The sequence below is a fragment of the Pseudanabaena sp. SR411 genome (assembly GCF_002251945.1).
GTDB lineage: Bacteria > Cyanobacteriota > Cyanobacteriia > Pseudanabaenales > Pseudanabaenaceae > Pseudanabaena.
Map to the genome: position 1 here is coordinate 1 of NZ_NDHW01000132.1, position 26,818 is coordinate 26,818.

The following is a 26,818-nucleotide window of genomic DNA, read 5'->3' on the forward strand; positions in this document are numbered from 1 at the left end:
ATTCAGTAGCATGGCTTTGACGATTACCCCTGCGCTTACTTTTTCTCTTGAGCTTCTCCCGATTCTCATGTTTATTTCCTCCACGATTCCCATCTCGTCGATCATCCCTGCCACGATCCCTAGATGGTCTAGATTCGATACTTTCATCTCTGTATTAATATTTACCTCCTCTTTTTTGATTTTCGATGATTTTGATTTTCGGTAATTATTTTACCCTTCCATTACGAGCGGAATGTAGGTTAATTTCTCCCGCCATGAACTTTGTGCGTGGTTGCAATATTAAAGGCAATATTTCGGTAAATACAGGGAGTAAGTTGTATCATCTGCCAAACATGGAAGATTACGCTATAACCAACATTGATGTAATCAAGGGAGAGCGATGGTTCTGTACAGAGGCTGAGGCGATCGCTAGTGGATGGCGTAAAGCACCAAGATAAAAGAAGCCAAAACTAGACATCGGCAAACTAAAATTTAAGTTTCTTTTTGAGTTTTGCCAATATTCTTTGCGATCGCAGGTTCAGCACTTGCCAATAACCCAAGTTGGGAATATTGCTTTGATATAACTGCTTGTGATCAAAAAACTCATTGAGTTCTGCCAAAATCACCTGTAACCGCATGATGATATTTTCGGGACGATGCTCTTCTAATAATGTTGGCGATAAAGATAATTTTTGATTGGTCTGAATTACTTTGAGAATCCGTTGCATATCAAATTCTTGTGAATATCCTGCAATCTTGTAACAGTTAAAAGCTGGATCTAAATAATCTGATAAGCCATGATTGACACTAGAAAAAACTTGGCAACCACAGGCTAGAGCTTCCATCGGTTGTAGCCCAAATCCTTCAGTAACGCCCTGAACTGCCCAATATTCTGCGGAATCGTATAGATAAACCTTGGCGCGATTAAACAATCCTTCTAAATCTTCAACATAATAATCAATTACTTCTACGCGGCATTTTTGCTGGAGCGCAGGAATCAATTGGCGCATCAAATAACTAGAGGATTTGCGAGCCTGTACTAGTACATCAATATCGCGATCGCCTTGCCAGTCTTGAAACTTGTCGGAAATCTCGTTTGGTAAATAATAAATTAACGAATGCGGCGATCGCTGTCCCCAATATCCGAGCGTATTACGACTGACGGTAATAATTGGCACGCTCGCGGGTAAATTAAAGCCATATTCCGCACTATGGGCATGGTAAATTGCATTCAAACGTTTTAGTTTAGGGGCTAGCTTGGCAACATCAAACCCCCAACTCATCACAAAAATCACATCATCCAAAGCTCGAAATGTATCGTCTCCCTTCAGCAAATCATCTAGCCATAGATGTCCTTGCTCTCGTTGACGATAGGTGACTACTTCCGCAGGACAGACTTTTTTAACTAACTCCAGTGTTTTTAGCTCAGCCCATAAGCCCCCACAAGCAAATTTATCAGTCGTCCCTGGTAATAAAAAGTATAGTCTTCTCATTTATTAAGCTCAAATATTAGGCTCAAATCCTTGTTAAACAAGTTTAGGTTAAAAGAGATAACCAGCAAAAAACTCCATTGGAGTTTTTTGCCTCTGTGGATTGTGGCTACATCTCTCAGTTATGCAGGCGGAGGCAAAGTTAGCGCTTTTGTCACAGACTATATAACGAACGATTTTGGGGTGTTTCTGAGCTTTGCAGTGATGAGCCTTGCGATCGCCATAGCCCAGTGGCTAGTGATCAGGCGACATATTCGCGGCGTTGGATGGTTATGGACAACTTTAGTGGGCGGCTCTGTGGGTGGAGCGCTAAGTTCTTGGGCGAGTTTTCAATTGGCAGTTACCTATGGCGAAGCCGTTGATTTATTGGCGATATATGCTTGTTTGCGAGGATTTTCGACAGGATTTATGCAATGGACGCTGATTAAACACCACTTTAAGCGATCGGGCTGGTGGATTGTTGGTACTACAGGCAGTTGGTATGTGGGCGTAATGGTGGGGAGTTTATTGATGAATAAGTTGGGATATTTTTTAACGCTTGTGGTCGGCGCAATTTACGGATTGTTGACAGGGATCACCTTGCTTTTATTTTTCTGGGATCGGTTTAATTCTTCTCCAATCTCAAATAAATGAAGGCGGCGCAATGCGCCGCCTTCATTTATTTGGCGTTGGAATTGCTATACCTCCCATTTTCTATACGAACTGAAGTTACACTAAGACATAAGTTCATATGATGATTAGGCATGGCACTTTTTACACTGCGATCGCTCCGCAAAGATTTTGGCATCAAGGAAATCCTTAAGGATGCTAGTTTTAGCCTTGATGAAGGCGACAAAGTAGGGCTGATCGGCACAAATGGCTCAGGAAAATCCACATTACTTAAAATGATCGCGGGGCTAGAGCATAGCGATGGCGGTGAACTCTGGGTAAATTCCAGCGCCAAAATCATCTATTTACCACAGCAGCCAGACCTAAATGAAGAAAATACGGTTTTAGAACAGGTATTTGCCGATAGTGGCGAACAGATGTCCCTAGTCAAGGAATATGAAGAGATTTCCGACAAGTTAACTCACGGGCATGGCGATATGGATCGGTTGCTAGAGCAGCTATCCCGTGTATCGGAACGCATGGATCAGACGGGGGCTTGGGATTTGGAAACTAACGCCAAAATTGTGTTAACTAAATTAGGAATTGATGATTTAGAAGCAAAAATCGGTAGCCTTTCAGGTGGATATCGCAAACGGATTGCGATCGCCTCGGCACTACTCTCAGCACCTGATGTTCTATTAATGGACGAACCGACCAACCATCTCGATGCGCTCTCAGTGGAATGGTTACAGAGCTATCTCAATCGCTATCGTGGTGCATTACTGCTGATCACCCACGATCGCTATTTTCTGGATCGCGTCACCAATCGCATTATCGAAATTGATCGCGGCGATTTATATTCCTATTCAGGCAATTATTCCTATTATTTAGAGAAAAAAGCGGAAGCGGAAGAGTCATCTCTAAGTACGCAACGTAAACATGCAGGACTATTACGGCGGGAATTGGAATGGCTGAAAAAAGGACCAAAGGCGCGGAGTACCAAGCAAAAGGCACGCATTGATCGCGCCCATGCACTACAAGCCACCGAATTTAAGCAAGCCAATGCTAAGGTCGATATCACCACCGCAGGACGGCGCATCGGCAAAAAAGTGGTGGAACTCGATCACATCGGTAAATCCTATGGCGATCGCACCCTAATCAAAGACTTCTCCTATAACTTTACGCCCGAAGATCGCATCGGCATTATCGGTAGCAATGGCGCGGGTAAGTCCACGCTGATGAATATTGTGACGGGACGCTTACAGCCCGACGAAGGCACTGTGGAAATCGGCACAACGATTCATTTTGGTTATTTCGATCAGCATTCCGATGATCTTGCTGAACATGGTAATCAGAGAGTAATCGACTATCTCAAGGATGTCGCGGAACTGGTCAAAACTTCTGATGGAAGTATCATCACTGCTTCGCAAATGCTAGAGCGATTTCTCTTCCCTGGCAATACCCAATATGCGCCGATTAACAAACTCTCAGGTGGCGAAAAGCGGCGCTTATTCCTGCTGAAAGTATTGATGGCGGCTCCCAACGTATTGATTCTTGATGAACCGACGAATGATCTCGATGTGCAGACCCTCGCTGTATTAGAAGAATATCTCGAAGAATTTAACGGCTGTGTGATTGTGGTTTCCCACGATCGCTATTTCCTTGATCGCACTGTTGAGATGGTTTTTTCCTTTGAGGCAGAAGGTGAAGTGCGTTTGTATCCCGGAAACTATTCTATCTATTTGGAATATAAAAAAGACGAGGCAGAGAAAGAATCTAGTGGAGCAAAGGAGCAAGCTAATAAAGCAACTAAGGAGCTGAAGTCCAGTAATATCGCAAATGTTGCACCATCTGTTCCTGAAACTGCTAAATCCAAAGTGGAAGTCAAAAAAACTTCGCAACTTTCTTACAAAGAGAAGCGCGAGTATGAGGAACTAGAAGCAAAAATCCCCAAACTGGAAGAAGAAAAGACTCAAATCGAGAAGAGACTCTATCACAACCCACCCAAAGGACATACAGAATTACAGAAGCTATCCGATCGCTTAGCAGAATTAACTACGGCGATCAATACATCCACTGAGCGCTGGCTAGAACTTGCCGAGCGAATTTAATGGACAACAAGGGCAGCGCAAAACGTCGCTCTTCGCTCCATTAAAAAACTGTCTTTAGTTGAAAAGGAATAGCTGCAATGGAAAGCAACAAATTGTCCACTCATAAAAACAATAGCTTTCAGTGGAATTTGTCAAAACTAGGGATAGAAGTACATAATCTGCGCTGGTGGGTTGAGTCAGCTTGCATTGCAGTTGCCTATTTTGTGTCATCTTGGTTGGCGGCTAACACAATTTTCTCAAGCTTTGGACCTTCTCCTGTTTGGCCAGGGTCTGGACTAAATGCAGGCTTACTCCTATTTTTTGGGCGATCGCGATGGTTGGGAATGTTTTGCGGAATATTGCTGTATAACTTACATAGAAACTGGTTGAAGGTTTTGATACCTGCTTCAGGAGCAGCTATCGGTTCCACAATCGGCACATTGATCACTGTTTCTCTGATTTTAAAGTTTACCCATACTAGATACCCATTCCTTAAAGTTCGCCATGTAGTTACATTTGTAGTTTGTTCTATATTTAGTGGAACAATCCTCCAAACCATAACTGGAGTTGGTATTTACGCCCTAACCAGGAGATATGAAGGTGCTAATTTTATTACAAACTTCTTACTTCCTTGGTGGATTGGTGATTCGGTTGGCGTTTTAATCTTTGCTTCGCTGGCTCTAACGTGGCTACAACCAAAACAACAGAAGGCGGCGATTAAATCCTATCTTAGTTGGGAAGTAGTGGTAGCTTTCATCAGCATAATTGTGGTTGCCTATTTCTCTTTTTACGAAGCTCAACCCCTTGAATACCTCCTGTTACCACCATTAATTTGGTCAGCTTTTCGCTTTGGTCATAGACTGACGACTTTGTTTGTTTTGTTTATATCGATGACAGCTTCGATCGCTACTGCTAATGGGTTTGGGATATTTTATAAAGCGATTACTGGGGGAGATTCACTCCTGCTATTACAAATCTTTATGGGGGTGATTTCGATTATGACCTTGGCGATCTTGGCGATCGTTGATGAAAATAAGCAAGCAAATTTGAGTTTACAGAGAGCGAATACTGACCTAGAAAAGCGCGTTCTAGATCGAACGATCGACTTACAACAAAGTGAATCGAAAGCTCTAGAACTTGCGGCTAAAGCCGAGTCAGCGAACCAAGCTAAAAGTACTTTTATTGCGAATATGAGTCATGAATTGCGATCGCCACTAAATGCAGTTCTTGGTTTCTCTCAGTTAATGATGCGAGCTAATAACCTAGCAAAAGAACATTACGAAAATGCCAGTATTATTAATCGCAGTGGTGATTACTTATTGACATTAATTAACAATATTCTCGATCTGTCAAAAATTGAAGCAGGCAAGACTACTCTCTATCTTCAAAGTTTCGATCTCGATCATTTGTTGGAGGATGTTGAAGACATGCTCCAGCTACGGGCTACTAATGCAGGTTTAGATCTTATCTTTGAACGCGATCCCCAAGTACCTCGTTATATTTGCACTGATGAAGTCAAACTGCGTCAAGTTTTAATTAACTTAATTGGCAATGCCATTAAATTCACCAAAGAGGGTTCAGTCGTTGTTACTTTGAAGAGTGCTCCCACAAATACATTAGAAAATGCCGTTAGCGTAGTCAGCGATGAATGTATCCTCAATTTCAGCATTAGAGATACAGGTGTAGGTATTGCGGCTGAAGAATTACCTCAACTATTTGCATCCTTTTCTCAGGCTCAGGCTGGTCGTGAAAAACAAGAAGGTACAGGATTGGGGTTAGCGATTAGCCGTAGGTTTGTGCAGTTGATGGGTGGTGATATTTCGGTTACTAGCGAACTTGGTAAAGGCACAACTTTCCAGTTTCAGATTCAAGCCCAAGTTGGTACACCTTTAATTATTGATCCAAGCCAAAAAAGGCGGACATTAGCCCTTGCACCTGATCAGCCTACTTACCGAATCTTAGTCGTTGATGATAAACCGATTAATAGCCAATTGCTGGTCAAGATGCTAATTCCTATGGGCTTTGAAGTCCAAGAGGCTAGTAATGGACTGGAGGCGATCGCCATTTGGGATCAGTGGGAGCCACACTTAATTTGGATGGATATGCGAATGCCTGTAATGGATGGCTATGAAGCAACTAAGCACATTAAGTCCACTGTTAAAGGCAATGCCACTGCCGTGATCGCCTTAACTGCTAGTGTTTTAGAAGAAGAGAAAGCGATCGTGCTTTCAGCAGGCTGTGACGATTTTGTGCGTAAGCCCTTTAGTGAACAAACTATTTTTGATACCCTAGCCAAACATCTTGGCGTGAAGTATACATACGAAAACATCCAACCCCATGAGCTTGATAGTGATTTTTTCTCGGAAATATCATTAACTTCTGAAAATTTAAAAATTATGCCAGATAGCTGGATTATGCAATTATATAGATCGGCTCTTGAAGCTGATAAAAATATTGTTATAAACTTAATTGGGGAAATTCCAGACAAGGAAATTTTCTTAGTTAGATCGCTAACTAAACTAGTGCGTAATTTCCAATTTGAGAAATTAATTGATCTCACCGAGCCTTTACTTTCCACATATATCGAATAGCGCTCTGTACTCTGCTCATATCGGCAACATAATTCATGATCTACAATCCTTCGCTTGAACTAACAGGCAATATCCTCTTAGTAGATGATCTTCCAGAAAATTTGCAGCTACTTAGTGATTTATTGCTAACCCTTGGCTATACCGTCCGCAGTGTAACTAGCGGACGGATGGCTCTTAAAACAGCAAAGGTAAAACGCCCAGATTTGATTCTTTTAGATATCAAAATGCCAGAAATGGATGGATATCAAGTCTGTCAAGCACTCAAAGATGATGAAGATTTACGTGATATTCCAGTTATTTTTATTAGCTCTTTAGATGATGTTTTTGATAAAGTAAAAGCCTTTTGGTCTGGAGGCGTTGATTATATTTGCAAACCTTTTCAAAGCGAAGAAGTATTAGTCCGTCTTGAAAACCAATTGACCATTCAGCGCCAGAAACGGTTGTTGCAGGACGAAATTGCTAGGCACAAAGAAACTGAAGAAATGCTCTATCAATCGCGAGCTTTGGTTACTAGTGTTTTAAATAGTGTGTCCGATGGTATTGCAGCGATGCAGGCTGTTCGCGACCCGATTACAGGCAATATTATCGATTTCCGTTGCTTAGTCCTGAATCCGATGATATCGAGAATCTTCGATCGCAGTCGTGAAGATTTAATTGGTAAGTTAGTGCTAAGGCGATTTCTCGAAAAATTTAATCGCCAACTGTTTGAGCGCTTAGTTAATGTGGTGGAGACTGGGGTTCCTCTGGATGAAGAAATATATTACGCTTCAGAACCTTCTGGCTGGTATCAGGTAGTAGTGGTCAAGTTGGGTGATGGTTTTACAGTTACGATCAGAGATATTACTGCGAAGAAACAAACCGAATAAAAAAGGTAGCAATGCTTCGCATTGCTACCTTTTTTATTCAGTGAGAGGCGACGCGAAGCGCTGCCCCTCAATTATTGATTTGTAAAAGCGATCGCATTTGTTTGGCGATGCGATCGGGATGTTCAGCTTTCATTAAGGCACGGACTACGGCAACTCGTTTTGCTCCCGCCGCGATCGCATCTTCTAAATTGTGTTCATCCAGACCACCGATCGCAAACCAAGGAATATTGATATTTTGAGCAGCATAGTTGACATATTCATGTCCAGAGGCTGCTTTGTTGGGTTTTGTGGGCGTGGCATGGACTGGCCCCACACCGACATAATCCACCTGATTATTTAGGGCGATCTCTAATTCTTGGGGATTGGTGGTTGACTGCCCAATGATGTACTGTGAAGCATCGCCGCCGTTAGCATTGAGAATTTGACGGACTACAGAAACTGGTAAATCCGTTTGTCCAACATGGATACCATCAGCTCCCACAGCGATCGCGATATCAACGCGATCATTAACTAAAAACAAAGCATCGTATTTATGGCAGAGATCACAAAGCTGTTGGGCGATCGCATAGCGAGTGCCATCCTCCCCATCCTTTTCTCGATACTGCACGATCTGTACACCACCTTGGAGAGCCGACTCCACAACGGAAACAATATTTTCCACAGGCATTGTCACTAGATATAAACTTGCAGCTTGTAATTTGTGGCGACGAATTTCACCAATATTGGTAACTTCATGGGTCAGTAATTGGCTCTCAATGGTATAGACCTGATAGCGCATTTGTTTCATTGCTTCTCCCATAGTGGGATCAACAACTTTGCTATATTCTTCTAAAACCCTGAGCGCTTCCTGTAAGCGTCCCATATTCGCTCTGAGAACAGCTTGGACATCCGCACGAACAGACTCATTTGCATGGCTCAACCCTGTAGCGGGATCGTCGGGAGTATTACGGGCGCGACGAAATTCTTCTTTGTGCCATTGAGCGAGTTCTTGGCGCATGTGTTTGCACCGATCGCACAAGTTCACATCTTCTAAACCAAAGCGACACCATTCTTCGATGGTGCGTAGGGCTTCACGGGCGCGATCGAGGTTAGCATCGAGGATGCGATAAATGATTTGTTGAGACATATAAAAACCATATTCTTAAGTGGCGTGCAAAGCACGCCATTAATGGATTTAAGCAGCGTGCTTTGCACGCTATTAATGGAGCGCTAAGCGCTCCAACTCTAAAATTCAAAGTCAAAGGCAGGTTCGGCGCGTAACTTGCCTAAGCCTAATTCTTTATCGTCGATGATCTTGATTTCGTAATAGCCCAAAATATGATGCGGTGCAGGATTACCGCGAGAAGCCCCAGTGATGCCCATCGCGATGATTACACAGACATTGCCTTTGGTGGTTTTGGCGCGTTGTTTCCAACGTTTGTGATGTTCACCATTAAGGGTTTGTTTGTCAAACTCGCCAAATAGATGGAGATCATCATTACCCATCACCATTAAGCCAAGCTGACAAGGATTACCAAAGATATCCTCAGCAGGATTAAAACACAAAGACTGAATCCCACCAAACTCGTTGATTTCTTCGATCAATTCCAAAGCTTTGGGGCGCGAAGTTTGAATCATTAGCCCCGGTAAGCCTTCACCTTTACGGGCTGGGGCGATCGCGGTAATAGCCTCAGATAACTGTTGATGAATTGACGCATTTCGCAAAAACTCCACCTGTTCCCAAGGGATGGTCATCATATGAATCAGGGCATTTTCTGGCCAAAGATCCTCATTGATTAAGGGTGCATCATCATCGTCGTCATCTTCATCGACTAATTGATGTAACTCATTAGCCAGATCGGGCATAGTCTTAACAACAATCTTGATTGCTTCTTCAACATCACTATCAATGCTGGGTGCATAAATTGTATAAGTACCAGAGAGACTACCAAAATTAGCATTCAAGCGCTTATGGTACTGTTCCCAAAATTTATTTAAAGCCTCTAGCGCCACGGTCAAGGCGATCGCCTCTTCGTCATAGAGATAGGGTCTACCGCCTTCCAGAGGATGCAAAGCCCCATAGATCGGCTTCATCGGTGTGACTGTTGTAGGTAAAGATCTGATTTTGCCTCGAAATGGAAAAGGAGGAAAATCATCTTCCATTTCTAACTCAGGGGTTTCAAAGAGATTAAATAAGCAGTCTTGATGCAAAAATGTCTCTTCGATCTCATCTTCGGAACTGCCTGATACAATTCGATGCCGAAATTTGACTAACGACTCTTCGGAACGGTAAAAAATTACGCCCTGCTCTAATCCCATTTTGCCCATGACGATCGCATAAAGGGTGTCGAGATCCCAATGATCGAGCTTGATCGAAATTACTTGATGATCCCAAAGTGTATTCCAAGGAGCATTTCGCCATAAATGCTCGGATTGCTTATGCAAAGCTGCGGCAAACTTCTCTGGCACAACAGGCGGATTTGCCGTAAAGCTTTCTAAAATATGCGAGAAAATTTCGTCAATTAAAGGTAATCGCTCGACATATTCAACCGATATTCCTAAGTCCTGTAGCACTCCGCGCAAATAGAACTGGAGTTCGCGATCGCATACCAAGATCTTTTGGGGCAGAGATGGCTGAGCAGGACTTTGAGGATGTTCGATCGCCTGTAGCAAAGCACGGACAAAGGCTTCTTGCCCCACAGCCGAATCGACTACGTCCATAGAACGTACCATACCCATCGAGCCATCTACCCACAAAATGCAATGGGGCTTAGACTCTTCATCATGGGCATGGAGGGGGATAATGTTAGAAGAGTCTTGTGGTTGGCGGATCTTGGCTGGTAAGGCACGGCGATCTCCTTCCCAAACCGCAGATGACTGCTTGAGTTTTTTGAGGCGACGAAGAGTAGATCGGTTTAGCGTGGTCATCGAAAATATTCTCTAGATTTGCCACTCTTAAAGAAATTAGTAAGAGTGCATTGATCGATTTAACTACGATATGGTGAGAAATTGCTAGATTTGATCAGAAATTATAGCAATCACTAGTTAGAAAATAGCCTAGAGGGATGTAATCCTTCCAACTTTCTAGATTTTAAAGATACAATTGCTATAGTTACGACTTAAAAATTACAGTGTAAAGCGCTGTGATCAAACTCAAAGAACTTTTAAAAAGTCCTTTGTATGCCTTTTGTAAGCAAAAGGCTGTAACCGATAACTAAAATAACCCAAAACATATTTCTGCATTTTATGGACGAGCTAAAACCGATTTTTAATGAGTTCTTAGGGCAACCCGTTGCTTTCTTTGGTGGACTCGTGTCGGGCTTTCTCAAGCTCGATCTTCAACAAGATCCTTTAAAGGGTTGGCTAGAAAAGCAGGGAGCAACACCGACTACGGGGACTTCTGCTAGCAATAATGGCAAAAATGACGGGCCGCAATCTATTTCTATCGATTAAAAAAAGGAGACGCATCGCGTCTCCTTTTTTTAGCAAAGAAAATTTTTTAAGCGCATGTTTGAGAAGTTTTGCTTTAGCCCCCCTAGTCCCCCAATTCTGGGGGGAAACAGATTAAAGTCCCCCAGAATTGGGGGATTTAGAGGTGCTAAAACATTGGCTTTTGCTAAAAAATGCGTGGATCATTGACTTCTCAAACACGCTTTAAAGCCCTGTAAAGCAGGGCTTTAAAAAATTTCCTTTGGTTTTCAGAAAGCGTAAAGCGCTGTAATTACCACAATATTAGAGAATAGGGTTAGCGCCTGCGCTAGCCCCTATTGTTTATAAAATACTGCTTATGTGGTTTCCCTATCTCTTGCTTGCGATCGCCTATCTTTTAGGATCTTTCCCCACAGGTTATTTGGTGGGACGGATGGCGGGTATAGACATTCGTGAGCTTGGCTCAGGCTCGACAGGAGCAACTAATGTCTGGCGCAATGTGGGCAAGTTGGCAGGAATTACTGTATTTGTGACCGATTTTGCGAAGGGGGCAATCGCCATTTACATGATGCAATCGGCGAATTACTTGCAAGCGCTCTTAGCTTCAACTTTTGGCTATACTCAAGCACAAATTACCAATAATTTATCGCTATTTGTGATTGGGGCAGGAATGCTGGCTCTGATTGGTCATAGTCGCCCAGTTTGGTTAGGGTTTAAAGGTGGTAAGTCCGTGGCGACAGGGGTGGGGATTTTGTGTATGTTGAATTGGATCGTGGCGATCGCCGCTTTTAGCATTTGGCTGGCGACTATGGCGATTTGGCGTACTGTTTCGATTAGCTCGATCTCGGCTGCGGCGGTAGCCCCTGTTTTCATGTGGACATTGCAAGGGGATATTATTTATTCAAGTTTTGTCACTGTGGGCTGCATCTTTATAATTTGGCTGCATCGCTCTAATATCCAACGCATCCTCAACGGCACAGAGTTCAGCTTTAAAACTGAAAGCAAGCCAGAATAAAAAAGGGTCGCTTCGCGACCCTTTTTTATTTAAGCGCAGAGCGCTGCAAATATGCTTGTCGTTGAGGCTGATCAAAATGCTCGATCGCATAGCGCAACATCACACGGGGCATTTGGCTAGCATGTTGATCTAAAAATTCCAATAGGACAGAACGATCCTGTTTCCCGACTTCCCGCAACATCCAGCCTACGGCTTTATGAATGAGATGATGAGGATGTTGCAGTAATAATTCAGCGATCGCTAGGGTGTCTTGGTATTGTCCATGCTTAATAAATTTACCCGTTGTGACAATAGCAATCCTTTGCTCCCAAAGGCTAGCAGAATTCGCCAACTGATACAAAATTTGGCGATCGCACTGCAATAAATACAGACCCAAAATTGGCTGACAAGTCACATCGACTAAATCCCAATTGTTAATAGCATGGGTATTAGCAAGATAGAAATCAACAATCGCTTGCTGTTGGGTAGGCGTTGCCTTCGCAAACTGATAGGTCAAAATTAACAGCCCAGTCAATCGATATTCATGCCATTCACTGTTGAGGAGTTCAGAAATTTCTGCAAAACCTAAGTCACGATACTTTTTGGCAAGCTTCCGCTGCTCAGGCATGGTAATTCCTAAGAAGCGATCGCCTTCAGCATATTGTCCTTGTCCTGTCTGGAAATAACGAGCAAGGGCGATCGCTTTCTGGGGATTGGCTAGCGCTTGCAAATCGGTTTGCAGAGAACTGAGCGTGCTAATAGGAGCAGGCTCTTGTTTACGACGATTACGCTTGGGGATAGATGCAGAAGGTGATGGCATACTTGTTAGAGGCTGAGGCAGTGGGGAAATCGGTATTTTTAGCATAGCTGATGCGATCTCAAAGCAAAGGATTGTTCCTTCGGTGGTAGTTCCATAGAGGCGATCGCCTACACAACGCATGGATAGGATCACCCCACAGCTTAATGACTGCTGCCAAAGCTTTTCACCACGGCGATTAAATGCGTATAGACCACCCTGATGATCGGCAACAAAAAACACCTGTTGATCCTCAGAAATTGCACAAGCATAGGGCGCACCATCACAGACTGCCAATATTTTAATTTCGTTTGTTTTTGCTTTGATATCTCCTGTTTTGGATAGTTCGTAAATATGGAGATCGCTAGTGCCTACTATTACCGTATCTTCTGTGAGAACTCCACACAGCACAGCCGCAGTATCATAATTCCAGAGCAACTTTCCAGAGGCGATCGCATAGGCAGTAACTCCTTTAGGATGTCCTTGATAAATGGCATCATCATCCGCTTGAAAGAACCAAGAACGTCCTTGATTTGCTTGTTTTTTCCATTGCAGTTGTAGTTGAGCATCTAACTGCGTAATTTGTCCATAAAGATCGACTATATGGAAGCAATCATGATTGTAATCTAACCCATAAATTAAGAAGTCATACCAGATGGAAACTGCATCTGAGCGAGCATTATAGACAGCCTGTGGTAATTTGCCAGCAAGATCATAGAGATTCCCATCATCACAGGTAGCATAGATACTATGCTCATTTGCGATTAAGCAACGAGTCATTTTCGGTAATTGAAACTGATTATTAATTTGTCCTTGATGATCAAGCGCCATAATTAAACCATTACGATTTCCCATCCACACATTTTGGTGATCGGCATACAAAGCCCATGCAGGTAATTTCCAACTTCCCTTTTCATTGGGTGGAGTATGTTGCCAAATGGGACTAATTGTCGAACCTGATGGAGATTTATTGGCGTTATACCCGATCGCTTTTCCTTCTGCATAGAATAAGTGACGTAGATGCTGCCATGACTGATCCCGATAGCAGAGATCGTAGTGAGAAGCATCAGGAGATTCCACACCATAAAATTGCAAATAATCTAGGTCTGGAAACCCATCGACATTAACTAACGAATTGCGACTTTCCGTTGAGCCAAAGTCATACTCAAACATGCGCCGAGACTCATTAGGACTAGGACAAACCATCAATCCAACTAATGCGCCTGTGAGCGTATTTTCTAGAACCAAGCGATCTCCAGCACGATGAATCAAGTAAGACATAGAGGTTATTCCTCATAATGACTTGAACCAATTATCTTATAGTAAGAGCATTGCAAAGTAACGTTTTTGGGTTTTGCTTAACTTTGCGCTGTAGTATAGAACTCTATGCCATTGAAACGATGTTTCCCAAAACGCAGGTACAGTTATGCATTGTCCACATGGTCAGAAACTCAGTCGCTTTTGTTCCTTGGCAACAACGCAAGCAGGTTTGTGCCGACCTCAAGGCTATTTATGCTGCGGCAACGGAATCGGAGGCGGAGTTTAACCTTGAACTCTTTGCTGAGAAGTGGGACAAGCAATATCCATCAATCTCCAAGTCTTGGCGCAATCATTGGGCGAATATTATCCCCTCCTTTGCTTTCCCTCCTGAGATTCGCAGGGCGATTTACACCACCAATGCGATTGAGTCAATGAATAGCAGTTTGCGGAAGGTGATTAAATCTCAACAGATTTTTCCGACCGATGAGGCTGCTTTCAAGCTGGTTTATTTGGCGATGCGGAATATTTCTAAGAAATGGACAAGGCTCGATTCGTGATTGGAAACCTGCTCTTAATCGATTTGCTATCCTCTTGGATTGTCTCCATATCTAGCTTTTAGACTTTACACAATTTTTTTTTCTCAAGTCTATTGAATATGCCTTCATTCTTTACTATGACTAAAAAACTTTCTTGACTTTGCCTCTATAATGTACCTCACTAGGCTGGAATTTGCTATAATATAGTGATCGCTAAGATACCGAAGTTCATTTGAGAGCCGCCACCTGTTCGGCTTTAACGATCAAACCATCTTGAATCCGAATAATCCGACGAGTTCTTTCTGCAACATCATGCTCATGGGTAACTAACACAATCGTAATTCCCTGTGAATTTAACTCCCCTAATAGTTCCATTACCTCATGGGATGTTTGCGAATCTAGCGCTCCCGTCGGTTCATCCGCCAGAATTAACGCAGGTCGATTAGCTAAGGCACGGGCGATCGCTACACGTTGTTGTTGTCCACCTGATAGTTGATTAGGACGATTGGACATGCGATCGCTCAGTCCGACTTTTGTTAAGGCTTCAGAGGCAAGGCGATGACGTTTTTCTTTGGGGATATTGGAATAAATCATTGGCAGCATCACATTCTCGATCGCCGTTGAGCGTGATAGCAGATTAAATTGCTGAAACACAAATCCAATTCGACGATTGCGAATGAAAGCCAGTTCATCATCGTTATAGGTCGTTAATTCGCGATCTTCAAGATAGTATTTCCCTGACGTAGGGCGATCGAGGCAGCCGATAATATTCATCAGTGTCGATTTGCCAGAACCTGACATGCCCATAATCGCCGCATATTCGCCCGACTGAATCTCTAGATCAATTCCTTTGAGAATTGGTACATCAACTTCGCCAAGGCGATAAGCTTTACGAATATTATTTAGACGAATCATAGATTTCCTAAAATTGTATTTTTATAACCAAGATAAGAACCTCTTTGAGGTTCTTATCTTAATCACTTCTAAGCGCTTGAATGGGATCTAACTTAGCGGCACTCCTTGCAGGAATTACCCCAGCCACTAAACCCACTACCATCGATAAGCCAAAACCTGCTACAACTGCCCAGATCGACACCAGAAAGGGAAATCCAAAAACTGTTGCCGAAGTATAGGCGATCGCTACTCCAAACCCAATCCCCACGACACCGCCCAGCCCCGACACTAGAATTGCTTCAGTGAGAAACTGATTCAGAATCGCCGATCGCGTTGCTCCTAATGCTTTCCTGACACCGATTTCGCGAGTACGTTCCACTACCGAAACCAGCATGATATTCGCGATACCGATGCCGCCAACGATCAGCGATATTGCGGCGATCGCGCCGACCATGAGCGTTAATAACCCAACAATATTTGTAAAAGCACTGACAATATCGGTCTGGTTAACGATCCGAAAGTCATCGGGTTGAGGTGGATAAATCTTGTGGCGGAGCCGTAAGAGGTTAGTTAACTGGAATTGTGCGGCATCAATTTCTGATTCGTCAAAAGCTTGCACCCAAAATCCATTCACCGAAATACCTTGCAAAGCATTATTGCCCACCTGTCGCGATGACATATTTTTTAAAGGGATAAATACGCGATCGTCCTGATCGAAGCCACCTGAAGCTCCTTTTGACTCCATTACGCCAATAACTTGATACTGCTCCCCTTGAATCCGAATCCGCCCACCAATTGCATTTGCTTGTCCGAATAAATCTGATTTTACCTTCGAGCCAAGCACCACTACTGATCGAGCATTATCAATATCTTCCTGATCAAAATATCGCCCTTCCGTTGGGTAAGTATTGCGAATTGGAGAATAGTTAACATCCGTACCGATCACCGTTGTCGAAGTGTTTTTATTGCCATAGGAAACCTGTCGAGTCCGCTGCAAATACGCCGACACCAACTTCACCGCAGGAGCTTTTGCCACAGCCTGAGCATCTTCGAGGGTCAAAGTAGATGCAGTACCACCACCCTGACTAATACCACCTGTCCGCGCGGAACCTGTGAGAACATTAATCGAATTTGTGCCAAGAGCCTGTAGTTGATTTTCCGTTGACTTTTGAATACCTTGACCAATCGATGTAATCGCAATTACGGCTGCTATTCCAATCACTACTCCCAACATGGTTAGGGCAGTTCGCAGTCGGTTATTCCAGAGAGACTCCGCCGCCATGGTCAGAATTTCGGCAAAGGGAACCTTAGCAACTTGAATGCGTGGTTTTGCTAATGGCTTTGACTTTTGCATATGTGCTTAACCCCGACTTCTTTGTGGTGAAGGCGATAAACCCGGAACACCTCTAGGCTCAGTCCGTGGACGCGCAGAACCTTCAGGGAAAGAAACAAAAATCTTCTCATTACCTGTTAATCCTGATTTCACCTCGGTTTTGTCATCGACAGTAAGCCCAGTTTCAATAGCTGTGAACACAGAAGTTTCACTCTGCTCTGTCTTAACATATACGCCTGTAAGTCCCTTCTCTCGAACGATCGCTACAGTGGGGACAACTAGCACATTCTTCAATTCACCAGCTTTAAATTCTAAACTAGCATTCATCCCAGCTCGCAGCACTTGCTTGTCTTCAGAAGTGATTTCGGCTTTCACTTCAAAACTGGTGACATTCTGGTTAACGATCGCCTGTGGTGAAATCGACACTACTCGACCTCGAAACTTTTTGGTTGGATAGGCATCAACTTGCAGCGTCACCTCCTGACCGATCGCAATCCGCGCAATATCGGCTTCAGCCACATTCGCCACAACTTGATTGTTGCTAGCAAGGGCAAGAATCGAAGAAGCTGTCGCCGAACTCACCGCACTTCCTGATGTTGTGGGTGTCACAAAAGCCCCAGGGTCAGCGTATTTGCGGACTACCACGCCATCAAAAGGAGCGCGAATTATTGTGTCTTCTAACTGAGACTGCACACTTTGCAAAGATCCTGCGGCGGCAACAACTTGCGCTTGTGCGCGATCTATTTCTTCAGGACGTGAACCTGATTGCTGTAAAGATAGAGCCTCTCTCGTCTGCATTACCCTTGCGCGATTGGCTTCCATCGTGGTTCTGGAAGCATCCAGATCTCGCGAGGCGATCGCCCCTTCCTGATAAAGCTGTTGATTTTGGCGATAGACGATCTCTGATTGTTCGAGGGTCGCTTGGGCATTAGTCAAATTTGCTTGAGCTTGGGCAATATCTTGAGCGCGGTTTCCAGCCATTAATAGATCGAGACTTGCCTGCGCTGCCGCCAGATTTCCATCCGCTTGGGTGATTTGTCCTAACGTATTGGACTCATCCATATAGGCAAGAATTTGCCCTGTGCGTACATTTTCGCCTTCCTTGACTAGTAAACTCTTGAGTCTCCCTGAGCTTTTAGGACTGACATTAATCGACTTTTCGGGCTGAATTGTCCCGTTGGCAGTCACGATAATTGGTAAATTTGCTCGATTGATCGCCACGGTGCGATCGCGTCGGCGCGTTTCCCGATTATTCGCAGGTGCAGTCAATTGGGTATAGGCATAGTAACCACCACCACCAACCGCAATCAGGATCAAGATGATGGCAATCCGCCATCCCCAACGCCCAATGAGCGTTTTTTTGGGCTGCTCCAAGTCGTCTAGATCTGGCTCTTCGGTTAAATCCATTTCCTGCGGTTTTAGTTGTTTCTCTGTTTGCATAAGAGTTACGTCAATGGTTAATGGGTTTAGACACTTATACTCGATCAAACGTTCACTTCAGAGCAATAAAAATCAAAAACCAGAGTCAATGCAAAGCGCTGTCTCTGGTTTGGCGACAATTATACAATTACAATTATATGGCGATCGCTTTTTATACAGCGCTGTGTGCTTTCTTGAAAAACCAGAGAAATTTTTAAAAAGCTTGCAAAGCAAGCTTTTTAAAAATTTCTCTGGACTACATAAAACCTAAGAGCGTGTTTGAGAAGTTTTGCTTTAGCCCCCCCTAGCCCCCCAATTCTGGGGGGAACCAGATTCAAGTCCCCCAGAATTGGGGGATTTAGGGGGCTAAAACATTGGCTTTAGCTAAAAACTGCATGTATATTAACTTCTCAAACACGCTCTAAACAGACTGTATCTAAATTTTTGGCTTCATTCCCTAATTTTCAATAGATGGCGATATGCACAATCAATCTGCTCGTTATTATGGGTTTCTCTCGATCGGAGCGGCACTCTTGACGATCGCTCTGAAATTAGGCGCTTATCTGTTGACTAATTCCGTAGGTTTTTTATCGGATTCCCTTGAGTCGGGCGTTAATCTCGTCGCCGCGATCGGGGCAGTATGGGCGTTAACCTATGCTGCAAAGCCACCAGATGAAGAACATGCCTTTGGACATTCTAAAGCTGAATATTTCTCTAGTGGATTTGAAGGTGCATTGATCTTAGTTGCAGCCGTAAGTATCGCGATCGCCGCAATTCCGAGATTATTAAATCCTCAACCTCTCGAACAGCTTAGTTTTGGTCTAGTCCTTTCAATAGTTGCTTCAGCCATCAATGGCATAACGGCTCTGATCTTACTTAAAGCAAGCAAGCGCCTACGCTCAATTACTTTACGGGCTGATGCTCACCACTTGCTAACCGATGTCTGGACTTCTGTGGGCGTAATCCTCGGATTATTATTAGTTTCTGTCACAGGCTGGCTAATTCTTGATCCCTTGATTGCTTTATTAGTTGCGGCAAACATTGTCTGGACTGGCGTAAAGCTGATACAAGAGAGCGGCTCAGCACTTTTAGATGCTTCTATTCCTCTAGAAGAGAGACAAATGATTGATGAAATTTTGTCTCATTACGATCGCCATCAAGTCCAGTTTCATGCGATCCGCACCAGAATGGCAGGTACAAAGAAGTTTGTATCTTTTCATATTCTAGTTTCAGGTACTTGGTCAGTTCAACAGGGGCATGACCTCTGTGAAGAGATTGAAACTGCTATTAGCAAGGTTTTACCACATGTTAACGTGTTCACCCATTTGGAACCCTTAGAAGATCCCAAATCATGGACAGATCAGGATTTATAGCAGTAAAAGTGATCGCTAAGATCAATCAAAACCCAAAATAAAAGTGGCGGCGCGAAGCGCCGCCACTTTTATTTTGGGTTTTGATTTGTCCATAACAAAGGAGAAGCAAAGCTTCTCCTTTGTTATAACTGACTCGTTGCAAAGGTATCGCATTGATCGATATTGCCAGTATCTAAGCCCCGCTTGAACCAAGTTACCCTTTGTTGAGAAGTGCCGTGGGTAAAGGATTCTGGAATCACATGCCCACGCTTAGATTGTTGTTGCAAATAGTCGTCGCCTATTTGCGTCGCTGTGTTCAGAGCTTTGGTGATGTCCTGATCGGAGATTAAGCCCCGTTGAGCCGTAAAATGCCCCCAAACGCCAGCAAGGCAATCGGCTTGTAATTCTATTCTCACCGATAGCTCGTTGGCTTTAGCCTTACTGGAACTAGATTTTAACTGTCTTACCTTGCCTGATGTACCGCGCAAATTTTGAATGTGATGTCCAACTTCATGGGCGATCGCATAGGCTCGCGCAAAGTCAGCATCATTGCCAGCCGTAGCTTCTAGATATTTAAAGAAACCCATATCTAGATAAACCTTTTTGTCAGCAGGGCAATAAAATGGGCCCGCCGAAGTTTTTGCCGATCCGCAGGCTGAGTTAACATAACCATCAAAAAGAACTAATTTTGGTGCTTGGTAGTTAGTTTTGAGCTGTTTTTTAAAGATCTGCTCCCATGTATCTTCAGTATCACCAAGAACAGATTTGACAAAAGCCGAGTCACGGTCTTTGATTGGTGTTTTGACTAAAGCTTGGGGTGCAGGTGCAGTTTTATTAGTGCCACCAATTAAACTCAAAAGCTGAGCGGGATCAATTTTAAAAATTAGACCAGCGATGATCGCGAGCGCAATAACACCAGCACCTAAACCGCCCAACTTTCCTACTGATGATGTGCTTAAGTTCGATGATTCTGATGACTCGTCTGAACCATCACGCTGGTCTTCTACATTGTCGCTTTCACGCATTTCATCCCATTTCATATAGTCAATCCTGCTCTATGTGATTTCATTGTTGTGAATATAGCGCTATCAGCCCTAACTAAAACCAAAACACAAAATGGCATAGCTATTTTGCGTTTTTAAAACCCTTACTGGGTTTGTTTTTTAAAATCTCTACATATCATAGTCTCACAAATGCCATTGAGCATTGCATCTATGGGCTGATTGCTTATTGTCATTAATCTACAGCGCTTTGCGTTCTTCTGCGTAACCTTGCACTTGTCTCAGTGAAATAATTTAATCGCTACCTTACAAGCCTTTAGATCTGGTTTATTGGAATAGGATCAGTTGCCGTTTCAAGTTTTCGAGCGATCGCAGATAGAGAGGTTCTGCTTCGCTGTACTTCCCTTGCAAAGAGTAAAATTAGGCGTACATCAATCGTCCTTTGGGTGTGGGGATGATTCTTCCTAGTGTTTTCGCTGTTTCTATCCATTCTTGAATGATGATTTCGGCGTTGGCTACGGCTTCGGCATAGCTTTGTCCGTCTGCCATGCAACCTGCAAGTTCGGGAACTTCAACGATGAAGGCTTCATCTGCTTCACTCCAATAAACAATCAATTCGTACTTAATTGGTGTCATTTTCTTTGAGTTTATATCTGAGGATTGCATTTCTGATTTGTTTGACTTGGTAGGCTTTGGCTTTGCCTTGCTTTGATTGTATATTGAGAATCTCAGGAATGTCGTCTTTGTAAAAAATATGATGACTACCGTTGATCCTTTCACTAAAGCCTAGTCGCTTTAAAAATTGGCAGAGGGTTTCAAAATCAATACTGTTGTCACTGCCACCATCAAGCAGTTTTTGTCTGAATTTTTCGTATTTTCCCATTTATGTCTCCTCCATGGTTTTGCACATAATCTCATAATTTTGGCGGACTGTGACTGTATTGGGATGCCCGGAACCAAGGGCTTTTTTAAAAATTTGGATAGCTCGCAGATAGAGAGGTTCGGCTTCGCTGTACTTCCCTTGCGCTTCGTAAAGTAATGCAAGATTGTTGAGACTGGCGGCGACAGAGGGATGGTCTGCTCCTAGTTGGCGTTCCAAAATCGATAGCGATCGCACATAGAGAGGTTCGGCTTCGCTGTAGTTCTCTTGCGATTATTATTTTATGTACTTAATTCTTACTGTCAAACTACTTGCGATTATTATTTAAATTTCAATCCCTGCTCTAAAAGCTTCGAGTAAAATCTGAACCAAGGGATGTTGAGTCAATTGCTTAATAGTTTCAAAAGTACCAGCTTTTATAGCAGCAACAAGGCGATCTCTAAGATTAGTTTGCTTTTCAATTTCTTGTTGGGCAACTTGAATAGTAATGATTTGATCTGCTCGTTTAATTGGATCAAGATTCATTTGATCTTGAATATTTCTGATAATACTTTCGAGTTGATTGGTTAGTTCAGTAAGTTCTTGATTTGCTTCAGGACAATTATTTTGAATGCCAATATTGTCACCACTGACACTAATGTCACCCGTAATTATCTGACCAACCGCAGCATTAAAGTTGAAAGTAGATTCTGACATTTTGATTTGTGTTTTCTGTGATTAAAATTTATTCTTTTCTACCTATACTATCGCCCTGAACATCAACTTTACCAGTATTTAGCTGACCAACAGGGGCATTGATATTATAGGTTATCCCTCTAATAAACTGGTCTTCTTCTGGTTCGTAAACAATGTCTACTGCTAACAGCAAAAGCTTTTGTTTTAGACGTTTTAAATCTAGAACTGCCATAGACTGGTTGTCGTTGATGTCCTCAGTAATTTCTGTAATCTGTTCAGATATCTCTTCTTTAACTCTCATAATTTCATTATCAATAACCATAATAATTTGTTCAGATAAAGCGCCAGAAAGATTCTGAATTTGTTTAACTCTGAGTTTTTTGAAATTTGCAAAGCGTTTATAGATTTTACTCATTAACTCTATTCCTCAAGCTTTGCTAGTTCTTTATTTATTCTTTCTAGTAGAGCTTCTTTTCTTCGATGTGAATCATGACTGATATTAAAGTTGAAACTTGCTCCACTGATTTCAGAATCGTTGAAACTTGCTCTACTGATTTCAGAATCGATGAGTTTTTTCTGTTTCAGTAAATCAGCCACAATCGGATGGAGATCATACCAAAGAGAAGCATTTTCATACTCTAATATCATCAACGCCTGCAACATCCTAATGAAATTAGCATCATTTACAGCTTCTGCCGTTTCATAAACTTCCACTAGCAAGTCATAGAGGCTAAGACCAATCTGCCGCGTAAAGTCATGCCGCAAATTCTGTAAGGCTGCATTAAGAATCTCTTCATCGATCATAATATCTTCGCGATCTGATTCAATCTCGATTTGCACCATACATTCCGTACAGCATTCCCGCGCAATCCGCACCAATTCCCGCATCACCCCACCACTCTTTAACACCATCGCACGGGCAGTTTGCGGCTCGATCAATCCTTCAGGAATGCGCTTTTCTAACACCTTCAGAAATACATTGAGATTTTTAGCAATTGGTTCCACTTCTGGATTATGGCGATCATCTTTTGGAAAGAACTTAGTCACAGGGAACAGATGCGGACGCACCACCCCTTCCGAATTAAGCGCTCCCATTATCTGCGGATCTCGAATTGCGGGAATAGAAATTGTAAAGACAATCCGAATCTGGGGCAAAAAAAGAGCCTTAATGTTATTGCGATAAATCGCTTCGACTAAGGACAAATCTAACTTGTCAAGATCGTCAATAATCACAATTACAGGCTTTTGCGTCTTAATTTGAATAGTGGCAGCAAGGCGATCAATTTTGCTAACTAAGTCAGAAATCTTTTTAACAAAGTTTGTCTCTAATTCATCACGAAAACTCATTTCTGTTTGCAATTTTGACGTAAGTACAGGCAAAAATTCAATCTCAACCCCTGATTTGCCTCTAGCTTCTTCGTCTTTTGTTTGCTGGTGAGCAGTCCATCCTAAAATAGTTTCATGAATATCTTTGTCTATGTCTCCTAGTTTTTGAGCATGGCTAAGCATTAACAAAGCGATCGCGTACAAAATATTCGTATGTGTTACCGCTGTCATCTCGATCAGATCGGCGATCGAGAAAAACACCACATAATGTTGATCGGACATTTCATTGGCTAATCGCTTCAACAGAGTTGACTTACCACAACCACGATGCCCCGCAAAAATAAATTTGCCATTTTTTTCAGATGCCTCAATTTCTCGCCTCAGTCTAACCTTGACCTCTAGCCCATAGTCCACCCGAAATTTTGCAATATCCTCGGCTTCAACTAGCGGGAACAGATCCAAGTCTTTATAAATTTGTTGAAATTTTGCGAGAAGTTCAAGATCCATAATTGCCGCAGATAATAGCTAGGTAAGCAAATAATGCCATCATACCAATGAAAGTAATAGCTAGAAAAATTACGATTTTTAGGATTTTGGCGATCGCTTATTCACTATCTGCCAAAATCAAGGTGATCGCCTGATCGATAATGGCATTGCGATCGACCATTGCGGCTAATTGTGACACCGTATAACAACCACCAAAAGCCTCAGCCGCCGCGCCTGACAAAGCTACTCGATAGGCATCACTGATAGCTTCTCTCAATTCCTCAATCGATAAATAATTACCACCAGCTTTGCGCCGACGATTGGTTTTTTGGATTTCATACACAGCATTCTCAATGGAAGCATCCCACGATCTCGTTGTTCTTCCTTCTGCTTGGCGTTTGATTAAATGTAATAAGAGGATCTTGGCAAAACTAGAGATTTTATTCAGCTTATCGTCTTTGCTCATTTCCGTCATTTCCTCAACCAACAGCAAAGCTTCATGGATATTGCCACCAAGTAAAAATCCCTTAAGTTCTAACAATTCTTCCATCGCATTCACCTCTTACCTCAGTTCAACGCAATTGATATCGCCTGTCACTGTTAAATTATTTACACCACCAAATTTACTAATGTCTTCATTTTACATCAGTCATAGGAAAATGCTTTGGGGACTACAAATCCACTAAGGCGAATTAACTACTGAGATCGCCACCGCACAGGCTTTTAACTCTGGTTGCTTTGAGTCTGGACAGGCTTCAGGATGCGTGAGGGCATTCGCCTCCGCGTTATCTGCCCAGAGAGTTCCCCAATGCATTGGTACAAATAATACGCCTCTAGCGATCGCCTCAGTTACCAGCGCAGGAAATTTGGAAGAACCACGACGCGATCGCACTTCCACTAGATCGCCGTTATTAATGCCAAACTTGTTGGCATCCTTGGGATGAATTTCGATAAAGGGATTGGGATGCATCTGACGGATTTTGTCAATGCGACCTGTGCGAGTTTGCGTATGCCAATGCCCGTATAGCCTACCAGTGGTGAGAATAAATGGATACTGCTCATCAGGAATTTCAAACACACCTTGGGAATGATAAGCGCCAAATTTTGCCTTGCGATCGCTCGTATGGAATTGCAAATCAGTATAGAGACGCTTGTGATGATTTTCGTCTTGTTCAGGATTTTGATCGGAACTATTCCATTGCATCGCCCCCAGTTTAGCTAGCTTTGCATGGCTGATACCTGTCATATCACAGGGGCGATCGCGAGTGATCTGCACAAACTCGGCATGAACATCAGCAGAAGTTTGAAATTGGAATTTGTCAGCAAATCCAAGTCTGCGACCGACTTCAGCAAAAATTGCCCAATCATCACGGGCTTCTCCTAGTGGGAGCTGAAAGGCTTGGCAGAGAGTGACACAGCGCTCAGAATTAGTCATTGTGCCAGTCTTTTCACTCCATTGCGTAGCGGGAAGGAGAATATGAGCAAAAGCCGAGGTTTCAATTGGATAATATGCATCTTGATAAACGGTGAAAGGCGATCGCCTTAGCGCCGCTTTTGTTCTCACCAGATCAGGAAAACTAACGGCGGGATTTGTCGCCGCAATCCAGAGAAAATCTACTTCACCAGATTCTAAGCCGCGAATCATATCCCAAGCCGTACGCCCGACTTGGGCAGAAATTTGTCCAGAGGGTAAATCCCAAAATGTTTCTAATTCAGCTCGGTGTTGAGGATTAGTAACAAATCTATACCCAGGCAGTAAATGCGCTAAGCCCCCTGCTTCTCTGCCTCCCATCGCATTGGGTTGACCAGTCAATGAGAAGGGACCAGAGCCAGCTTTGCCAATTTGAGCCGTTAGTAAATGCAAATTAATGATGCATTGGACTTTGGCTGTACCTTGAGTGGATTGATTGACTCCCATTGACCAAATGGAGAGAACTCGTGACGATTCCGCCCAATATTTTGCGGCTAGTTCCAAATCGTCAACATTAATGCCACAGCGCCGCGCCACAAATTCAGGTGTATAGAGTTGGGTGATTTCCGCAAATTCGGCAAATCCATTAGTGTGTTGCTCGATAAATTGGCGATCGCATTTTCCCCATTGCAATAACAAATGAGCGATACCATTTAATAAATCAATATCTGTCCCTGGTTGAATCGCTAAATGTAAGTCCGCAGCTTCAGCAGTTTGGGTACGACGCGGATCGACGACGACTAGTTTTACATAGGAATTCTTTTTATGATGACGACGGAAGCGATTGAAAATAATCGGATGACATTCGGCGGTATTTGTGCCAATCGCGAATAAACAATCGGTAATATCTAAATCTTCATAGCAACAGGGCGGTCCATCGGAGCCAAAACTTTTGGCATAGCCCGAAACTGCCGACGACATACAAAGCCGCGAATTAGCATCAAAATTATTGGTTCCCAAACAGCCTTTAAACAGTTTCTGAGCCGTGTAATAATCCTCAGTTTGAAATTGTCCCGAACCATACATACAGAGAGCATCTGCACCCTTGGTCGCGATTACCTGCTGCATCCGTGTGACGATCGCATCGAGAGCTTCATCCCAACTGACTTGGCGAAATTCATCATCAAGGCGATCGCGCATCATGGGATGCAATAGCCGATCTTTTTGAATGGATTCGGCAATCGTTGCACCTTTGACGCAGACCATACCTTGACTGGAGGGATGACTGCGATCGCCTCTAACTTTGAAGCGATCGGGAAATTTGACTGTTGGTTGATTAGTTGTTTCCACAATTTCCAAACCGCAACCAACACCACAATAAGGACAGAGGGTTTTGACGATTTGGGGTGTGGTTGAGGCAGGAATAGGTGCAGACATAGACGG

24 protein-coding genes and 2 pseudogenes are annotated in these 26,818 nt (G+C 43.2%); 9 read left to right on the forward strand and 17 right to left on the reverse strand.

Features of this window, described 5'->3' with window-relative positions; translation table 11 throughout:
* The coding region (locus B9G53_RS13740; protein WP_141211777.1) for a DUF4277 domain-containing protein at nt 1-147 on the reverse strand (147 nt) is incomplete at its 3' end.
* A 38-nt stretch (nt 148-185) separates the two neighbouring features.
* Between B9G53_RS13740 and B9G53_RS13745 the strand changes: the two genes are divergently transcribed.
* On the forward strand, nt 186-437 hold the full coding sequence (locus tag B9G53_RS13745) for a hypothetical protein (protein ID WP_217901582.1): 252 nt from the start codon (nt 186-188) through the stop codon (nt 435-437).
* Between the two features lie 27 nt (nt 438-464).
* On the opposite strand, the gene B9G53_RS13750 is transcribed toward B9G53_RS13745, so the two are convergent.
* Entirely contained in the window at nt 465-1,472 is a 1,008-nt protein-coding gene (locus tag B9G53_RS13750; protein WP_094533225.1) for a glycosyltransferase, read from the reverse strand.
* A gap of 30 nt (nt 1,473-1,502) precedes the next feature.
* Between B9G53_RS13750 and B9G53_RS13755 the strand changes: the two genes are divergently transcribed.
* The 4 genes from B9G53_RS13755 to B9G53_RS13770 all read left to right on the forward strand — a co-directional run bounded on the left by B9G53_RS13755 (nt 1,503) and on the right by B9G53_RS13770 (nt 7,604).
* Nucleotides 1,503-2,102 carry a hypothetical protein gene (locus tag B9G53_RS13755; protein WP_141211778.1) on the forward strand — a complete coding sequence of 200 codons (600 nt, stop codon included), beginning with the start codon at nt 1,503-1,505 and terminating at the stop codon, nt 2,100-2,102.
* A gap of 110 nt (nt 2,103-2,212) precedes the next feature.
* Nucleotides 2,213-4,168, forward strand: coding sequence for an ABC-F family ATP-binding cassette domain-containing protein (locus B9G53_RS13760; protein ID WP_094533229.1), 1,956 nt, complete (start codon nt 2,213-2,215; stop codon nt 4,166-4,168).
* Between the two features lie 77 nt (nt 4,169-4,245).
* Nucleotides 4,246-6,738, forward strand: coding sequence for an ATP-binding protein (locus tag B9G53_RS13765; RefSeq protein WP_094533231.1), 2,493 nt, complete (start codon nt 4,246-4,248; stop codon nt 6,736-6,738).
* A 35-nt stretch (nt 6,739-6,773) separates the two neighbouring features.
* Nucleotides 6,774-7,604: a response regulator gene (locus B9G53_RS13770; protein WP_094533233.1), complete on the forward strand. Its 831-nt coding sequence runs from the start codon at nt 6,774-6,776 to the stop codon at nt 7,602-7,604.
* 67 nt (nt 7,605-7,671) lie between these two features.
* Here B9G53_RS13770 and B9G53_RS13775 read toward each other — a convergent pair whose 3' ends face one another.
* Both B9G53_RS13775 and B9G53_RS13780 read right to left on the reverse strand, forming a co-directional pair.
* Nucleotides 7,672-8,730 carry a thiamine phosphate synthase gene (locus B9G53_RS13775; protein ID WP_094533235.1) on the reverse strand — a complete coding sequence of 353 codons (1,059 nt, stop codon included), beginning with the start codon at nt 8,728-8,730 and terminating at the stop codon, nt 7,672-7,674.
* Nucleotides 8,731-8,828: 98 nt separating this feature from the next.
* Nucleotides 8,829-10,511 (reverse strand): hypothetical protein, encoded by a 1,683-nt coding sequence (locus B9G53_RS13780; RefSeq protein ID WP_094533237.1) that lies wholly within the window; start codon nt 10,509-10,511, stop codon nt 8,829-8,831.
* Nucleotides 10,512-10,829: 318 nt separating this feature from the next.
* Here B9G53_RS13780 and B9G53_RS13785 point away from each other — a divergent pair, with 318 nt between their 5' ends.
* Entirely contained in the window at nt 10,830-11,036 is a 207-nt protein-coding gene (locus tag B9G53_RS13785) for a hypothetical protein (RefSeq protein WP_094533239.1), read from the forward strand.
* Between the two features lie 334 nt (nt 11,037-11,370).
* Nucleotides 11,371-12,027 (forward strand): glycerol-3-phosphate 1-O-acyltransferase PlsY, encoded by a 657-nt coding sequence (plsY, locus tag B9G53_RS13790; protein ID WP_094533241.1) that lies wholly within the window; start codon nt 11,371-11,373, stop codon nt 12,025-12,027.
* 25 nt (nt 12,028-12,052) lie between these two features.
* On the opposite strand, the gene B9G53_RS13795 is transcribed toward plsY, so the two are convergent.
* Entirely contained in the window at nt 12,053-14,083 is a 2,031-nt protein-coding gene (locus B9G53_RS13795) for a DNA alkylation repair protein (protein WP_094533243.1), read from the reverse strand.
* Nucleotides 14,084-14,127: 44 nt separating this feature from the next.
* Between B9G53_RS13795 and B9G53_RS13800 the strand changes: the two are divergent.
* A pseudogene (locus B9G53_RS13800) lies at nt 14,128-14,674 on the forward strand (transposase); the annotation flags it as partial.
* 152 nt (nt 14,675-14,826) lie between these two features.
* Here B9G53_RS13800 and B9G53_RS13805 read toward each other — a convergent pair.
* The 3 genes from B9G53_RS13805 to B9G53_RS13815 are packed head-to-tail and all read right to left on the reverse strand — an operon-like array spanning nt 14,827 to nt 18,265.
* Nucleotides 14,827-15,513: an ABC transporter ATP-binding protein gene (locus B9G53_RS13805; protein ID WP_094533247.1), complete on the reverse strand. Its 687-nt coding sequence runs from the start codon at nt 15,511-15,513 to the stop codon at nt 14,827-14,829.
* Nucleotides 15,514-15,571: 58 nt separating this feature from the next.
* Complete coding sequence (locus B9G53_RS13810) at nt 15,572-16,846, reverse strand: ABC transporter permease (RefSeq protein WP_094533249.1); 1,275 nt, start codon at nt 16,844-16,846, stop codon at nt 15,572-15,574.
* 6 nt (nt 16,847-16,852) lie between these two features.
* Complete coding sequence (locus tag B9G53_RS13815) at nt 16,853-18,265, reverse strand: efflux RND transporter periplasmic adaptor subunit (RefSeq protein WP_094533251.1); 1,413 nt, start codon at nt 18,263-18,265, stop codon at nt 16,853-16,855.
* Nucleotides 18,266-18,723: 458 nt separating this feature from the next.
* On the opposite strand from B9G53_RS13815, the gene B9G53_RS13825 reads away from it, so the two are divergent.
* Nucleotides 18,724-19,617: a cation diffusion facilitator family transporter gene (locus B9G53_RS13825; RefSeq protein ID WP_094533255.1), complete on the forward strand. Its 894-nt coding sequence runs from the start codon at nt 18,724-18,726 to the stop codon at nt 19,615-19,617.
* 122 nt (nt 19,618-19,739) lie between these two features.
* Here B9G53_RS13825 and B9G53_RS13830 read toward each other — a convergent pair whose 3' ends face one another.
* The 9 genes and pseudogenes from B9G53_RS13830 to B9G53_RS13870 all read right to left on the reverse strand — a co-directional run bounded on the left by B9G53_RS13830 (nt 19,740) and on the right by B9G53_RS13870 (nt 26,812).
* Nucleotides 19,740-20,636, reverse strand: a complete 897-nt coding sequence (locus B9G53_RS13830; protein WP_094533257.1) for a neutral zinc metallopeptidase — start codon at nt 20,634-20,636, stop codon at nt 19,740-19,742.
* Between the two features lie 381 nt (nt 20,637-21,017).
* Entirely contained in the window at nt 21,018-21,233 is a 216-nt protein-coding gene (locus B9G53_RS13835; protein ID WP_094533259.1) for a type II toxin-antitoxin system HicB family antitoxin, read from the reverse strand.
* A complete protein-coding gene (locus tag B9G53_RS13840; protein WP_094533261.1) occupies nt 21,220-21,480 on the reverse strand; it encodes a type II toxin-antitoxin system HicA family toxin in 261 nt (86 codons plus the stop codon). Before B9G53_RS13840 ends, B9G53_RS13835 begins: the two co-directional genes overlap by 14 nt.
* Nucleotides 21,481-21,738: pseudogene (locus tag B9G53_RS13845) on the reverse strand (tetratricopeptide repeat protein); the annotation flags it as partial. It abuts the gene before it with no gap.
* Nucleotides 21,739-21,801: 63 nt separating this feature from the next.
* Nucleotides 21,802-22,173: a hypothetical protein gene (locus tag B9G53_RS13850; RefSeq protein WP_094533265.1), complete on the reverse strand. Its 372-nt coding sequence runs from the start codon at nt 22,171-22,173 to the stop codon at nt 21,802-21,804.
* 28 nt (nt 22,174-22,201) lie between these two features.
* Nucleotides 22,202-22,567 (reverse strand): hypothetical protein, encoded by a 366-nt coding sequence (locus tag B9G53_RS13855; protein WP_094533267.1) that lies wholly within the window; start codon nt 22,565-22,567, stop codon nt 22,202-22,204.
* A 5-nt stretch (nt 22,568-22,572) separates the two neighbouring features.
* Nucleotides 22,573-23,985 (reverse strand): ATP-binding protein, encoded by a 1,413-nt coding sequence (locus B9G53_RS13860; RefSeq protein WP_094533269.1) that lies wholly within the window; start codon nt 23,983-23,985, stop codon nt 22,573-22,575.
* Nucleotides 23,986-24,082: 97 nt separating this feature from the next.
* The gene (locus B9G53_RS13865) at nt 24,083-24,514 is read right to left on the reverse strand and encodes a DUF29 family protein (protein WP_094533271.1); all 432 of its coding nucleotides are present in this window, start codon (nt 24,512-24,514) and stop codon (nt 24,083-24,085) included.
* Nucleotides 24,515-24,646: 132 nt separating this feature from the next.
* Nucleotides 24,647-26,812 (reverse strand): molybdopterin oxidoreductase family protein, encoded by a 2,166-nt coding sequence (locus B9G53_RS13870; protein WP_094533273.1) that lies wholly within the window; start codon nt 26,810-26,812, stop codon nt 24,647-24,649.
* Between the last annotated feature and the right edge of the window lie 6 nt (nt 26,813-26,818).

What these genes read in the sequence shown, in the direction of transcription:
- B9G53_RS13745 (WP_217901582.1), top strand. Translation starts at nt 186, where the DNA reads ATGATTTTGATTTTCGGTAATTATTTTACCCTTCCATTACGAGCGGAA.
- B9G53_RS13750 (WP_094533225.1), bottom strand. Translation starts at nt 1,472, where the DNA reads ATGAGAAGACTATACTTTTTATTACCAGGGACGACTGATAAATTTGCT.
- B9G53_RS13760 (WP_094533229.1), top strand. Translation starts at nt 2,213, where the DNA reads ATGGCACTTTTTACACTGCGATCGCTCCGCAAAGATTTTGGCATCAAG.
- B9G53_RS13765 (WP_094533231.1), top strand. Translation starts at nt 4,246, where the DNA reads ATGGAAAGCAACAAATTGTCCACTCATAAAAACAATAGCTTTCAGTGG.
- B9G53_RS13770 (WP_094533233.1), top strand. Translation starts at nt 6,774, where the DNA reads ATGATCTACAATCCTTCGCTTGAACTAACAGGCAATATCCTCTTAGTA.
- B9G53_RS13775 (WP_094533235.1), bottom strand. Translation starts at nt 8,730, where the DNA reads ATGTCTCAACAAATCATTTATCGCATCCTCGATGCTAACCTCGATCGC.
- B9G53_RS13780 (WP_094533237.1), bottom strand. Translation starts at nt 10,511, where the DNA reads ATGACCACGCTAAACCGATCTACTCTTCGTCGCCTCAAAAAACTCAAG.
- B9G53_RS13785 (WP_094533239.1), top strand. Translation starts at nt 10,830, where the DNA reads ATGGACGAGCTAAAACCGATTTTTAATGAGTTCTTAGGGCAACCCGTT.
- plsY (WP_094533241.1), top strand. Translation starts at nt 11,371, where the DNA reads ATGTGGTTTCCCTATCTCTTGCTTGCGATCGCCTATCTTTTAGGATCT.
- B9G53_RS13795 (WP_094533243.1), bottom strand. Translation starts at nt 14,083, where the DNA reads ATGTCTTACTTGATTCATCGTGCTGGAGATCGCTTGGTTCTAGAAAAT.
- B9G53_RS13805 (WP_094533247.1), bottom strand. Translation starts at nt 15,513, where the DNA reads ATGATTCGTCTAAATAATATTCGTAAAGCTTATCGCCTTGGCGAAGTT.
- B9G53_RS13810 (WP_094533249.1), bottom strand. Translation starts at nt 16,846, where the DNA reads ATGCAAAAGTCAAAGCCATTAGCAAAACCACGCATTCAAGTTGCTAAG.
- B9G53_RS13815 (WP_094533251.1), bottom strand. Translation starts at nt 18,265, where the DNA reads ATGCAAACAGAGAAACAACTAAAACCGCAGGAAATGGATTTAACCGAA.
- B9G53_RS13825 (WP_094533255.1), top strand. Translation starts at nt 18,724, where the DNA reads ATGCACAATCAATCTGCTCGTTATTATGGGTTTCTCTCGATCGGAGCG.
- B9G53_RS13830 (WP_094533257.1), bottom strand. Translation starts at nt 20,636, where the DNA reads ATGAAATGGGATGAAATGCGTGAAAGCGACAATGTAGAAGACCAGCGT.
- B9G53_RS13835 (WP_094533259.1), bottom strand. Translation starts at nt 21,233, where the DNA reads ATGACACCAATTAAGTACGAATTGATTGTTTATTGGAGTGAAGCAGAT.
- B9G53_RS13840 (WP_094533261.1), bottom strand. Translation starts at nt 21,480, where the DNA reads ATGGGAAAATACGAAAAATTCAGACAAAAACTGCTTGATGGTGGCAGT.
- B9G53_RS13850 (WP_094533265.1), bottom strand. Translation starts at nt 22,173, where the DNA reads ATGTCAGAATCTACTTTCAACTTTAATGCTGCGGTTGGTCAGATAATT.
- B9G53_RS13855 (WP_094533267.1), bottom strand. Translation starts at nt 22,567, where the DNA reads ATGAGTAAAATCTATAAACGCTTTGCAAATTTCAAAAAACTCAGAGTT.
- B9G53_RS13860 (WP_094533269.1), bottom strand. Translation starts at nt 23,985, where the DNA reads ATGGATCTTGAACTTCTCGCAAAATTTCAACAAATTTATAAAGACTTG.
- B9G53_RS13865 (WP_094533271.1), bottom strand. Translation starts at nt 24,514, where the DNA reads ATGGAAGAATTGTTAGAACTTAAGGGATTTTTACTTGGTGGCAATATC.
- B9G53_RS13870 (WP_094533273.1), bottom strand. Translation starts at nt 26,812, where the DNA reads ATGTCTGCACCTATTCCTGCCTCAACCACACCCCAAATCGTCAAAACC.